Genomic DNA, 11,856 nt, shown 5'->3' with positions numbered 1-11,856 from the left:
TCTAGATGACCTTGCCTGTCCAAGCGCTCATACCGCCTCGGACATTGATGACATCGTAGCCTTTTTTCTTAAGCTTTTTCGCAGCTAGTTTGCTTCGTACACCAGAGTGACAAATGACATAAAGTGTTTCTTTTGTCGCAGGTGTGTAAGAACCGATTTCCGTTAAAGGAACATTTTTGGCATTTTTGATATGACCTCTACGGAATTCCATAGGCGTCCGAACATCTAGTAGCTGAATTGGTTCTCTGAGTTTAGCTTCTAACTCGCTGGTAGAAATACTGTCAATTTTTGTAAATAATAAGTGAAACATAGGCACCTCCAAACATACCCTTACGGGGTATATTAAACCATGAAGTCAATCTTTTGTCAAGCAACTTGTTTTGACTTGGGAGGGAATTAGTTTCGAGAGTCTAGAAAGCAGGCTATTTTTGACCTTTCAAAGGCTTTTTGATATGATGGGTCCAAAGTAAGTATGAGGTGATAAGATGACCAGTGAATACCAGAAAATGATAGCAGGGGAGCCTTACCGTCCGTCGGATCCTGAATTACAGACCTTGGCGCAGGCTTCTCGCCAAAAACAGTCTGCCTTTAACCGAGAAGAAGATCCCTTGAAGGGAGCGGATATTATCAAGACTTGGTTTGGCTCAACTGGGCAAAATCTCTATGTCAATCCACGCTTGGTGGTCGATTATGGGGTCAATATCCATCTAGGGGAAAATTTTTATTCTAATTGGAACTTGACTATGCTGGATGTTTGTCCTATTCGCATCGGGGACAACGCTATGCTTGGCCCCAACTGTCAGTTTTTAACCCCACTCCATCCACTGGATCCACATGAACGCAATTCAGGGGTTGAATATGGCAAGCCCATCACCATTGGAGATAATTTCTGGGCTGGAGGTGGCGTCATTGTCCTTCCTGGAGTGACACTGGGCAATAACGTCGTCGCTGGAGCAGGGGCTGTGATCACCAAGTCCTTCGGAGACAATGTTGTCCTAGCTGGGAATCCTGCGCGTGTTATCAAGGAAATTCCAGTAAAAGAAAACTAAAAAGAACAGCCGAGGATGTTCTTTTTATGAGCTTTAGTCTTATAAATTTTTCTTCTTTTTTGCTTTTTTAGTCAAGGAAACATCGCATTGAGGAATCTTGCTTGTCAGGTAGCTCGTCAGTTGAAAGTCGTCTACTTGAGGATGGAGATCGACTTCGTAGACGGTTTGCAAGGATTCACCAGCATTGCTGGTATCTACTGAGATAAGGTCAGACTCGGTGCAAAATTGATCCAGCGCGACCTGGATAGTATCTAGGCGGTCTTCTTTATTGGGAAGTGTGATGGTCAAGAGTCTACGACGTTGGTGATTGCTCTTGCTCTGTTGTTTTTCCAAAAGGAGCCAAATTCCTATGATAAAGACCGTGAAGAGAACGGCTAAGAGAAGGTAGCCTGTCCCTGCCGCCAGACCGATAATCATGGCTAGAAAGATAGCGATTAGCTCTCGAGAGCCACTCGTGGCAGAACGGAAACGAATGAGACTAAAGGTTCCTGCCACTGCAACCGACGTTCCGAGACTGCCATTGACTAGGAAGATGACCAGCGTCATCAAACAAGGTAAAAGGGTCAAACTGATGACAAATTCCCGTGTGTAAAGAGTCCGTTGCTTGTAGGCCCAGCTGAGTGCTAGTCCTAGAAAAAGACTGACGACAAGGGCGAGTAGGAGTTGGAGGGGGTCAGCAGTGGCGGTTGCGTCGTTGAAAATAGAGTTAAAAAGGTTAGACATAAGCATTACCTACACTTTCTCCGATAGGTTGTGGGGCATAGGCTAGTCCTTGTGATTTATGGTAGGCGCAGGAGTATTTTGAGAATTTTTGCTCTACCATACCATACTTATCAAGGATATCCTCTAGCCATTGAGGTTTATCACCAGGCGCCTTGATTTCCATGATGACTAGCTCGTCTTCTAAGAGAGGCAGGCCTTCCTTGTCAGCAAATAGGCAGACCTGTTTATCACGATAGGTCAGGTTTTGGTCAAGAGTGACACGAATTTTCTGGTAGGGGAATCCTGGGATTTTCTTTTTTTCTTTTAGTGAAAAACGGTCATAAGAAATATAGATACGCGGTTTGAGAGCCTCGCTGTAGCGTTGGCGTAACTTTTGAACCTCTGCTACCATAAAGCTATCTTTGATCAGGTCTTCTCCCCAACCTTTGGTGATGAGTTGGGTGATGGTATCGGACTGGGATAGGACGCGGTGCTTGTGACCGATACCGGAATCATCTTTGGACTTGATTTCTAGAAAGACGGGGCTGTCAGCGCTTGGCTGTGCGAGATAGGTCCGCATACGGATTTTTTCCTTCTTATGCTGATCCTGCAGAGAGTCTTGAATGAGCTGAAAATCTTCTGTATCAAAGTAGATATTGGAAATGGTCGAAGTCGGATAGTCGTCCTCGACGAGGTAGTCTTTCAAATCTTCTATTAAATCCTGTAGGTCTGTTTTAGAGACCAGGTACTTGGTTTCGATCCGTTCAAAGCTTGTTTCTAGGGGTTTCATAAGCAATTTCTCCTTTAGATAAATCATAGATTAAACAAGGTAAACTTGCTTGGAACAAGTCTAGAGGACATTTCTAAAAGTTTTATTAAGCGAAACTTAAGTGAAACTGAATTTAAGGAAACTTTCAGAAAAGTTTTAGTTTTGTTTCAGGAATCTTCTGTAGACTGTCTAGCTATATCATACGAAGGAGAGGAAAAGGTATGAAATCAAAAAAATGGACCCTACTCGCAACGAGTTTAACGGCAATGGTGCTGATGGCAGCATGTGCCCAGTCAACAACTACATCCAATACCAATGCAACGACAAATAGTGCAACAACAACTGCAACAAAGACAAACCAATCATCCTATTTTACAGAGAAGGACAATGATACTTCTTATGATGAAAGCACAGCTTCTAATATTGAGTTATCTGGCTCATCAGCAAACGTCTCTGGAGATGGGGTGACAGTCTCTGAATCAACGGTGACCATCACAAAATCTGGGACCTATGTGATTTCAGGTCAGTCTGACGGAGTGCAGATCAAGGTCGAGGCAGATAAGTCGGCAGATGTTCATCTAGTCCTAAAAGGTGCGACCATGACCAATACCAATGCAGCGCTATCTGCGACATCAGCTGGCCATGTCTACTTAACTCTAGCAGAGGGAACCACCAACAGTCTCTCTGACTCAAGCTCTAACAGCGACGAAAAAGCAGACGCAGCTCTCTTTTCTAAGGTGGATTTGACTATCAACGGGAAAGGAACTCTCAATGTAGATGGCAAGAAGAACAACGGTATCAAGGCCAACGACACCCTCCACATCACGGGTGGAACTTATAACATCACAGCGGTTGGCGATGCCTTTAATGTCAATGATGAACTCAACATCACTGGTACGACCATGACTATCGATGCCAAAGAGGATGGCGTGAAGGTGGACAATGACGAGGATACTTCAGTCGGAACCATGTACCTATCCAACAACAACATCACCGTCACAGCAGGAGATGATGGCATCCACGCATCAGGTGATTTGGTTATCGATAGTGGTACCTACACCGTCAAGAATTCGACAGAAGGACTTGAAGGTAAGTCCATCACTATCAACGGTGGGGACATTACCATCTATTCGACAGATGATGGAGTCAATGCGGCTAATAAAAACGCCCAACAAAGTGAAATCTTCTTCACCATGAACGGTGGAAATCTAACAGTAGAAGTAGGTCAAGGGGACACAGACCCAATCGACTCAAACGGGAACGTGACGGTCACAGGCGGAACCATTAAAATGATTGGTCAAACAGGTTTTGACTTTGATGGAACAGCGACCTACACAGGCGGTGACACCTATCTCAACGGTGAAAAACAAACGGAAATCGTCAACTCTATGCCTGGAGGCGGAGGACCGAATGGGGGCCCTCAAGACGGCGGTCCAGCCCCTGGCGGACAAGGATAAAAAAGAATCTCCTTTCTCGAAAGAGAAGGGAGACTTTTGTGTTGTTATTAGAGGAAATGTAAAGTCAACTCCTTGACACTCCGTCAGCTTTTGATACAATAGTACAAAATTAGAGGAGGTGGGTTATGATTCAGAAACATGCGATTCCCATTTTAGAGTTTGATGACAATCCTCAGGCCGTCCTTATGCCAAATCACGAGGGATTGGACTTAAAGTTGCCAAAGAAGTGCATCTATGCGTTTTTGGAGGAAGAGATTGACCGCTATGCTCAGGAAGTAGGGGCGGATTGTGTTGGTGAGTTCGTTTCGGCCACCAAGACTTATCCAGTCTACGTCCTCAACTACAAGGGCGAGGAAATCTGTCTAGCCCAGGCGCCCGTGGGCTCCGCTCCAGCGGCCCAGTTTATGGATTGGTTGGTTGGCTATGGTGTGGAGCAAATCATTTCCACTGGAACCTGTGGCGTACTAGCCGATATAGAGGAAAATGCCTTTCTCGTCCCTGTTCGGGCTCTGCGAGATGAGGGGACCAGCTACCATTATGTAGCACCTTCTCGTTATATGGAGATGCAGATTGAGGCTATCTCTGCCATTGAGCAAGTCTTGGAACAAAGAGGCATTCCTTATGAGGAAGTCATGACCTGGACGACAGATGGTTTTTACCGAGAGACGGCTGAAAAGGTTGCCGATCGCAAGGAAGAAGGCTGTGCTGTTGTGGAGATGGAGTGCTCGGCTCTTGCGGCAGTAGCTCAGCTACGTGGAGTTGTCTGGGGAGAACTGCTCTTTACCGCAGATTCCTTGGCGGATCTAGACAACTACGACAGTCGTGACTGGGGTTCTGAAGCTTTTGACAAGGCACTCGAACTCTGTCTTGCCATTGTGCACCACATGTGAGTGTTCTGACTGTTTTTATGGTAGAATGTATCTATGTTATTCAAATCATTTTTGGAAAAAATCAAGACGACATTGGGACGTTTATCACCAGCCCGTCGCATCTTTTTAAGTTTTGCCCTGGTTATCTTCTTGGGCTCGCTCCTTTTAAGCCTCCCTTTTGTTCAAGCAACAACGTCACAAGCGACCTACTTTGATCATCTCTTTACAACGGTGTCCATGGTCTGTGTGACAGGGCTCTTCACCCTGCCAGTGGCTTCTACTTATAATATATGGGGCCAGTTGATCTGTATGCTCTTAATCCAGATTGGCGGTTTGGGGCTCATGACCTTTATCGGAATCTTTTATATCCAAGGCAAGCAAAAGCTCAGTCTTCGTGGCCGGGAGACCATTCAAGAAAGTTTTGCTTATGGAGAAACCCAGTCTCTAAAGGACTTCATCCGATCGATCTTTCTGACGACTTTTTTGGTGGAAGGGATTGGTGCCTTTCTCTTGAGTTTCCGCTTCATTCCTGAATTTGGCTGGGGACGAGGGGTGTTAACCTCTATCTTTTTGGCTGTTTCAGCTTTCTGCAATGCTGGATTTGATAATTTTGGGAGTACGAGTTTGGTAGCCTTTCAAACGGATCCCTTGATCAATCTAGTGATTGCAGGATTGATTATCACGGGCGGTCTAGGATTTATGGTCTGGTTTGATCTAGCGACCCAGTTTGGGAAAAAGAAAAAACGTCGCCTGCGTTTCCATACCAAGTTAGTTCTCTTTTTAACGGTGGGAATTTTACTCTTTGGAACCGTATCGACTCTCTTAATTGAGTGGAACAATCCTGGGACGATTGGAAATCTCAGCGCTCCAGAGAAATTGCTAGTTAGTTTCTTCCAGACCGTCAGCATGAGAACGGCAGGTTTTGCCTCTATTGATTACACCCAGGCTCGACCAGTTACCTTGCTGATCTACATCTTGCAGATGTTTCTGGGCGGGGCACCTGGAGGGACAGCAGGGGGACTCAAGATTACGACCTTCTTTGTCTTGTTGGTCTTTGCCCGTAGCGAACTATTGGGCTTGCCTCATGCCAATGTGGCTAGGAGGACCATTGAACCCCGAACCGTGCAAAAATCTTTCAGTGTCTTTATTATCTTCTTGCTGACTTTCTTGCTGGGATTGATCCTGCTAGGGGTAACCGCAGAAGGAAATCCGCGTTTTATCTACCTCATGTTTGAGACCATTTCAGCCCTTGCGACAGTTGGAGTGACGGCAAATTTAACGCCGGAGTTAGGTAAGTTAGCCCTCAGTATCGTTATGTTGTTGATGTTTATCGGCCGTATTGGTCCCTTGACACTACTGGTTAGTGTAGCGGAATACCAGCCAGACAAGAAAGATACGATTCACTATATGAAAGCAGATATCACTATCGGATAAGAAAGGAAAAACGATGTCAGATCGGACAATTGGAATTTTAGGCTTGGGAATTTTTGGGAGCAGTGTTTTGGCTGCCCTAGCCAAGCATGACATGAATATCATTGCTATTGATGACCACGAGGAGCGTATCAATCAATTTGAACCAGTGTTGGCGCGAGGGGTAGTTGGAGATATCACGGATGAAGAACTCCTTCTATCAGCGGGGATTGACACCTGTGATACCGTAGTCGTCGCAACGGGTGAAAATCTAGAGTCCAGTGTTCTCGCGGTCATGCACTGCAAGAGTCTAGGAGTGCCGACCGTCATTGCCAAGGTCAAAAGCCATACAGCTAAAAAGGTGTTGGAAAAAATTGGTGCAGACGCAGTCATTTCACCAGAGTTTGAAATGGGGCGCTCATTAGCGCAGACCATCCTCTTTCATAACAGCGTGGATGTCTTTCAGCTAGATAAGAATGTTTCGATTGTCGAGATGAAAATCCCCCAATCGTGGACTGGTAAAAGCCTTAGTCAGTTAGATTTACGTGGGCGATACAACCTCAACGTACTAGGTTTTCGTGCCTACGAAAATGCTCCTCTGGATGTCCAATTCGGACCCAATGACCTCTTGCAGGCAGATGCCTACATCATGGCCGTCATTAATAACCAACATCTGGACACCCTAGCTGAACTGAGTGAGTAGGAGAGGAAGGGTACTCTCTATCCCAATAATTAACGAGTCAATATAAGTATTTTATAAGAGGAATTTAAGAAAAATTTTAACTTTTTCTTAATCCTTTTTAATTTTAGGAGATTATACTAGAGTCATCAAAAAAAAGAAAACTCTAAGGAGAATCCTATGAAATTCAATCCAAATCAGAGATATACTCGTTGGTCAATTCGCCGTCTCAGTGTCGGTGTTGCTTCAGTTGTTGTGGCTAGTGGCTTCTTTGTCCTAGTTGGTCAACCAAGTTCTGCACGTGCTGATGTCGTCAATCCGACCCCTGCCCAAGTCGTGCCAGACACTACTTCGGTGAGTGAAAAGAGCGACTTACCAGCAGAGGTTCTCAAAAAAGCAGTTGATGTAGCTCTTCCTTCAGAACAGTCTGTTCCAACACCTAAAGCAAGTGTGGATACGACAAGCTCTTCAGAAAAAGCGGATGTAACTGCTAAAGAGCCAGTGGTAGAACCAAAAGAAGAAGCGCAAGCACAACCTGACTCTAAGAAACAAACAGAAGATGCAGTTAAATCTGTGGAAAGTCCTGCGTCTACAGGTTCTGGACAAGACCGTGAAGCCAGTGAAGCGCAACCGGCGACTACTCCAGCTGAAGTGCAAAAAGGTGTGGCCGACAACACCAAAGATACAGTAGATGTCCCAGCTACTTACCTAGATAAAGCCAACTTCCCTGGCCCGTTCACAGCTGGCGTCAATCAAGTTATTCCATATGAATTCTTCGCTGGAGACGGCATGTTAACTCGCCTTATCTTGAAAGCATCTGATAAGGCTCCATGGTCAGACAACGGCTCAGCTAAAAATCCCGCTCTCCCACCAGTAGAGAAATTGGGTAAAGATCTTTACTTCTATGAAGTGGATTTAGCAGGCACCCAAGGCAAATCTGACAAAGAGCTGCTTGACCTTTTGAAACAAAATGGTACACAAAGCTATAAGGCTACCATCAAGGTGTACGGTGCGAAAGACGGCAAGCCTGACTTAACTAATCTGGTAGCAACTAAAGATTTGGATGTCAACTTGAATGGCTTGACCACTCCAGCTGAAGTGCAAAAAGGTGTGGCTGATAACACCAAAGACACAGTAGATGTCCCAGCTTCTTACTTGGATAGAGCTAATTTTCCAGGACCATTTACAGCTGGTGTCAACCAAGTCATTCCATATGAATTCTTTGCTGGAGATGGCATGTTGACTCGCCTGATCTTGAAAGCCTCTGATAAGGCTCCATGGTCAGACAACGGAACAGCTAAAAATCCTGCTCTCCCACCAGTAGAGAAATTGGGCAAAGGTCTTTACTTCTACGAAGTAGACTTGGCAGGCACCCAAGGAAAATCAGATAAAGAGCTTCTTGACCTTTTGAAACAAAACGGCACTCAAAGCTATAAAGCTACTATCAAGGTGTACGGTGCGAAAGACAGCAAGCCTGACTTAACTAATCTGGTAGCGACTAAAGATTTGACTGTTAATTTGAATGGTTTGACCACACCGACTCAGGTTAAAGACTCTGTTGTTAACAATGTTAAAGACATGATTGATGTTCCAGCTAGCCACCTTGAAAAAGCAAATGTTCCAGGTCCATTCTTGGCCGGTGTCAACCAAGTTATTCCATATGAAGCTTTTGGTGGAGATGGTATGTTGACTCGCCTCTTGTTAAAAGCCTCAGACAAAGCCCCATGGTCAGACAACGGAACAGCTAAAAATCCTGCTCTATTGCCACTTGAAGGCTTGGCTAAAGGTCAATATTTCTACGAAGTGGATTTGAATGGCAACACGACAGGCAAAGAAGGACAAGCCCTTCTAGACCAACTTCGTGCCAATGGCACTCACACTTACCAAGCTACTGTTAAAGTCTATGGCGCTAAAGATGGCAAACCAGATTTGACAAATCTTATCGCAACTCGTCAAGTAACGATTCGACTTCGTGGAAAAGAAATGGCGACAATACCATCTCAACAAGGTCAGATGAATACGAAGCCTTCTGAAACAGGCTCTACAGGTACGACTGAGGGTATGATGGGTACAAATCACCATATGTCAGATATGAAGGTCGATCAACCAGCTTCTAGCCCAATGGCTAATATGATGAAAAAAGATGATAAAGCGATGCTACCAAATACTGGGGAAGCTAAAACGGCTACAGCTGGCCTTGGTATCTTTGGTCTAGCCTTGGCAGGTCTTGTTGGACTTTTAGGTTTGACAACCAAACGAGAAGATTAAGATTCAAATCACTTAAACATTAGGGAAAATAGTGTTATACTAAAGCAAGTATAACACTGTTTTTATCGAAGGAGTGTCAGATGAAAAAGACAATTTTGCTGGTTGATGATGAGATAGATATTCTAGATATTCAAAACCGCTATCTTATACAGGCAGGTTACGATGTTTTGGTCGCCCATGATGGTAAGGAGGGATTAGAACTTTTCAGAAAAAAATCTATCGACCTCATTATCACAGATATCATGATGCCCAATATGGACGGTTATGATTTTATCAGCGAAGTTCAGTATATCGCTCCGGATCAACCCTTTCTCTTTACAACTGCTAAGACAAGCGAACAGGATAAGATTTATGGCTTAAGTTTGGGGGCAGATGATTTTATAGTCAAACCCTTTAGCCCACGCGAATTGGTTTTAAGAGTGAATAATATCTTGCGTCGCCTTAGCCGTGGAGGAGAGACAGAACAGATCGAGTTTGGTGACTTAGTGATCAACCATGTGACTCATGAGGTTCGCATTGGGGAGCAACCATTGGAATTGACAGTAAAATCCTTTGAACTTCTATGGATATTAGCCAGCAATCCTGAGAGAGTCTTTTCAAAGACGGAACTTTACGAGAAGGTATGGCAAGAGGACTATGTGGATGATACCAATACACTCAATGTTCATATCCATGCTTTGAGGCAAGAGTTGACTAAGTATACAAATTCAAATGCTCCTGCTATCAAAACTGTCTGGGGTTTGGGCTATAAGATGGAAAAACCAAGAGGTAGAAAATGAAATTAAAAAACTATATTTTAGTGGGGTATCTAGTGTCGACTCTACTAACGATTTTGGTTGTTTTCTGGGCAGTCCAACGAATGTTGATTGAGAAAAGTGAAGTTTACTTTCTAGTTGGAATGACCTTGATTGCTAGTTTCATTGGCGCTGCAGTGAGCATCTTTCTTTTGTCGCCAGTGTTCTCTTCTCTGAAACATTTGAAAAAACAAGCTCAGGATATAGCCAGCAAGGATTTCAGCACAGAAATTGAAACCAAAGGCCCATTAGAATTTCAAGAGCTGGGCCAGGCTTTTAATGATATGTCCCACAATTTGCAAGCTACCTTTCAATCACTTGATGAGAGCGAGCAAGAAAAGAGAATGATGATTGCGCAGCTCTCTCACGATATTAAAACTCCCATTACCTCCATTCAGGTTACTGTGGAGGGAATTCTAGATGGAGTGATTAAGGAAGAGGAGCGGCTCCACTACTTAGCTACGATTGGTCGGCAAACTGAGCGTCTAAACAAGCTAGTAGAGGAATTGGATGTTTTGACTCTTAACACACAACCTCAAGAAACTGCTGATGAAGAAGTCGAAGAGGTCTTTTTAGATCAATTGCTGATTGAGTCAATGAGTGAATTTCAACTCCAGATTGAACAAGAGGAGCGGGATGTTTACATTCAAGTATCACCTGAGTCGGCGAAAATCAAGAGCCATTCTGACAAACTTTCTCGTATTCTGGTCAATTTGTTAAACAATGCCTTTAAATATTCAGAACCAGGAACCAGAATCGAGGTTCTTGCCCAATTAACAGAACAAGAGCTGACAATCAGTGTGAAAGACGAGGGTCAGGGGATTCATCCTGAGGATTTGGAAAAGATCTTTAAACGACTTTATCGTGTAGAAACTTCGCGCAATATGAAGACAGGTGGGCATGGATTAGGACTTGCGATTGCACGAGAACTAGCCCATCAGCTTGGTGGCGAAATCACAGCAGAAAGTCAATATGGCTTAGGAAGCAAGTTTACATTCTGTCTCAATTTGAAATAAAGCTGTAAAATCCCTTTACAAATCTAGCTTTTCATGGTACAATAGCCTTTGTGTGAAATAGCAGCAGGAAAGCATGAAGCTCGTCAACAGGTGTCTTATGACAAGTAACCTTGGCTGTTTAGGCGAAGGGCATCTGCACGAATCAGGGCTTTCTAAGTGACTATTTCCGCCAAATATTATTTATATCAGGAGGACATACATATGTCACGTTATACAGGACCATCTTGGAAACAAGCTCGTCGCCTTGGCCTTTCACTTACAGGTACAGGTAAAGAATTGGCACGTCGTAACTACGTACCAGGACAACACGGACCAAACAACCGTTCTAAATTGTCAGAATACGGTTTGCAATTGGCTGAAAAACAAAAACTTCGTTTCACTTACGGTGTAGGTGAAAAACAATTCCGTAACTTGTTCGTACAAGCTACAAAAATCAAAGGCGGAATCCTAGGTTTCAACTTCATGCTTCTTTTGGAACGTCGTTTGGATAACGTTGTTTACCGTCTTGGTCTTGCGACTACTCGTCGTCAAGCTCGTCAATTCGTAAACCACGGTCATATCCTTGTTGACGGAAAACGTGTTGATATCCCATCATACCGTGTAACTCCAGGTCAAGTGATCTCAGTTCGTGAAAAATCATTGAAAGTTCCAGCAATCCTCGAAGCAGTAGAAGCAACACTTGGACGTCCAGCATTCGTATCATTCGACGCTGAAAAATTGGAAGGTTCATTGACTCGCTTGCCAGAACGCGACGAAATCAACCCAGAAATCAACGAAGCACTTGTCGTTGAATTCTACAACAAAATGCTTTAATTTTAAGAAATATCTTACAGAAAGCCTACA

12 protein-coding genes are annotated in these 11,856 nt (G+C 44.1%); 9 read left to right on the top strand and 3 right to left on the bottom strand.

From position 1 onward, the window contains the following. Nucleotide 1 precedes the first annotated feature (1 nt). On the bottom strand, nt 2-310 hold the full coding sequence (locus E7Y33_RS02870) for a rhodanese-like domain-containing protein (RefSeq protein WP_000468871.1): 309 nt from the start codon (nt 308-310) through the stop codon (nt 2-4). 175 nt (nt 311-485) lie between these two features. Between E7Y33_RS02870 and E7Y33_RS02865 the strand changes: the two genes are divergently transcribed. Beyond that, nucleotides 486-1,049 (top strand): sugar O-acetyltransferase, encoded by a 564-nt coding sequence (locus tag E7Y33_RS02865; RefSeq protein ID WP_139689588.1) that lies wholly within the window; start codon nt 486-488, stop codon nt 1,047-1,049. Between the two features lie 39 nt (nt 1,050-1,088). On the opposite strand, the gene E7Y33_RS02860 is transcribed toward E7Y33_RS02865, so the two are convergent. Both E7Y33_RS02860 and E7Y33_RS02855 read right to left on the bottom strand, forming a co-directional pair. Next, nucleotides 1,089-1,772, bottom strand: a complete 684-nt coding sequence (locus tag E7Y33_RS02860) for a DUF4956 domain-containing protein (protein WP_139689587.1) — start codon at nt 1,770-1,772, stop codon at nt 1,089-1,091. Then, a complete protein-coding gene (locus E7Y33_RS02855; RefSeq protein WP_202612939.1) occupies nt 1,765-2,541 on the bottom strand; it encodes a polyphosphate polymerase domain-containing protein in 777 nt (258 codons plus the stop codon). Before E7Y33_RS02855 ends, E7Y33_RS02860 begins: the two co-directional genes overlap by 8 nt. Nucleotides 2,542-2,741: 200 nt before the next feature. Between E7Y33_RS02855 and E7Y33_RS02850 the strand changes: the two genes are divergently transcribed. The 8 genes from E7Y33_RS02850 to rpsD all read left to right on the top strand — a co-directional run bounded on the left by E7Y33_RS02850 (nt 2,742) and on the right by rpsD (nt 11,826). Beyond that, on the top strand, nt 2,742-3,977 hold the full coding sequence (locus tag E7Y33_RS02850; RefSeq protein ID WP_139689585.1) for a carbohydrate-binding domain-containing protein: 1,236 nt from the start codon (nt 2,742-2,744) through the stop codon (nt 3,975-3,977). A 125-nt stretch (nt 3,978-4,102) separates the two neighbouring features. Further along, nucleotides 4,103-4,867 (top strand): nucleoside phosphorylase, encoded by a 765-nt coding sequence (locus E7Y33_RS02845; protein WP_139689584.1) that lies wholly within the window; start codon nt 4,103-4,105, stop codon nt 4,865-4,867. 33 nt (nt 4,868-4,900) lie between these two features. Next, a complete protein-coding gene (locus E7Y33_RS02840) occupies nt 4,901-6,280 on the top strand; it encodes a TrkH family potassium uptake protein (protein ID WP_139689583.1) in 1,380 nt (459 codons plus the stop codon). A 13-nt stretch (nt 6,281-6,293) separates the two neighbouring features. Then, nucleotides 6,294-6,959, top strand: a complete 666-nt coding sequence (locus E7Y33_RS02835) for a potassium channel family protein (RefSeq protein WP_001283880.1) — start codon at nt 6,294-6,296, stop codon at nt 6,957-6,959. 156 nt (nt 6,960-7,115) lie between these two features. Further along, the gene (locus E7Y33_RS02830) at nt 7,116-9,203 is read left to right on the top strand and encodes an SSURE domain-containing protein (RefSeq protein WP_139689582.1); all 2,088 of its coding nucleotides are present in this window, start codon (nt 7,116-7,118) and stop codon (nt 9,201-9,203) included. Between the two features lie 80 nt (nt 9,204-9,283). After that, the gene (locus E7Y33_RS02825; RefSeq protein WP_125384924.1) at nt 9,284-9,982 is read left to right on the top strand and encodes a response regulator transcription factor; all 699 of its coding nucleotides are present in this window, start codon (nt 9,284-9,286) and stop codon (nt 9,980-9,982) included. Beyond that, entirely contained in the window at nt 9,979-11,013 is a 1,035-nt protein-coding gene (locus E7Y33_RS02820; protein WP_139689581.1) for a sensor histidine kinase, read from the top strand. The genes E7Y33_RS02825 and E7Y33_RS02820 overlap by 4 nt, the downstream gene beginning before the upstream one ends. Nucleotides 11,014-11,214: 201 nt before the next feature. Further along, nucleotides 11,215-11,826 carry a 30S ribosomal protein S4 gene (gene rpsD / locus E7Y33_RS02815; RefSeq protein ID WP_000092756.1) on the top strand — a complete coding sequence of 204 codons (612 nt, stop codon included), beginning with the start codon at nt 11,215-11,217 and terminating at the stop codon, nt 11,824-11,826. Nucleotides 11,827-11,856: the final 30 nt, after the last annotated feature.

It is taken from the genome of Streptococcus oralis (assembly GCF_006175905.1).
GTDB lineage: Bacteria > Bacillota > Bacilli > Lactobacillales > Streptococcaceae > Streptococcus > Streptococcus oralis_BG.
The sequence above is the reverse complement of the archived record's forward strand: the minus strand, read 5'-3'. Positions and strand labels throughout refer to the sequence as shown.

Bases quoted from the DNA above. Each gene is read 5' to 3' on its own strand.
- E7Y33_RS02870 (WP_000468871.1), bottom strand. From the start codon at position 310: ATGTTTCACTTATTATTTACAAAAATTGACAGTATTTCTACCAGCGAG.
- E7Y33_RS02865 (WP_139689588.1), top strand. From the start codon at position 486: ATGACCAGTGAATACCAGAAAATGATAGCAGGGGAGCCTTACCGTCCG.
- E7Y33_RS02860 (WP_139689587.1), bottom strand. From the start codon at position 1,772: ATGTCTAACCTTTTTAACTCTATTTTCAACGACGCAACCGCCACTGCT.
- E7Y33_RS02855 (WP_202612939.1), bottom strand. From the start codon at position 2,541: ATGAAACCCCTAGAAACAAGCTTTGAACGGATCGAAACCAAGTACCTG.
- E7Y33_RS02850 (WP_139689585.1), top strand. From the start codon at position 2,742: ATGAAATCAAAAAAATGGACCCTACTCGCAACGAGTTTAACGGCAATG.
- E7Y33_RS02845 (WP_139689584.1), top strand. From the start codon at position 4,103: ATGATTCAGAAACATGCGATTCCCATTTTAGAGTTTGATGACAATCCT.
- E7Y33_RS02840 (WP_139689583.1), top strand. From the start codon at position 4,901: ATGTTATTCAAATCATTTTTGGAAAAAATCAAGACGACATTGGGACGT.
- E7Y33_RS02835 (WP_001283880.1), top strand. From the start codon at position 6,294: ATGTCAGATCGGACAATTGGAATTTTAGGCTTGGGAATTTTTGGGAGC.
- E7Y33_RS02830 (WP_139689582.1), top strand. From the start codon at position 7,116: ATGAAATTCAATCCAAATCAGAGATATACTCGTTGGTCAATTCGCCGT.
- E7Y33_RS02825 (WP_125384924.1), top strand. From the start codon at position 9,284: ATGAAAAAGACAATTTTGCTGGTTGATGATGAGATAGATATTCTAGAT.
- E7Y33_RS02820 (WP_139689581.1), top strand. From the start codon at position 9,979: ATGAAATTAAAAAACTATATTTTAGTGGGGTATCTAGTGTCGACTCTA.
- rpsD (WP_000092756.1), top strand. From the start codon at position 11,215: ATGTCACGTTATACAGGACCATCTTGGAAACAAGCTCGTCGCCTTGGC.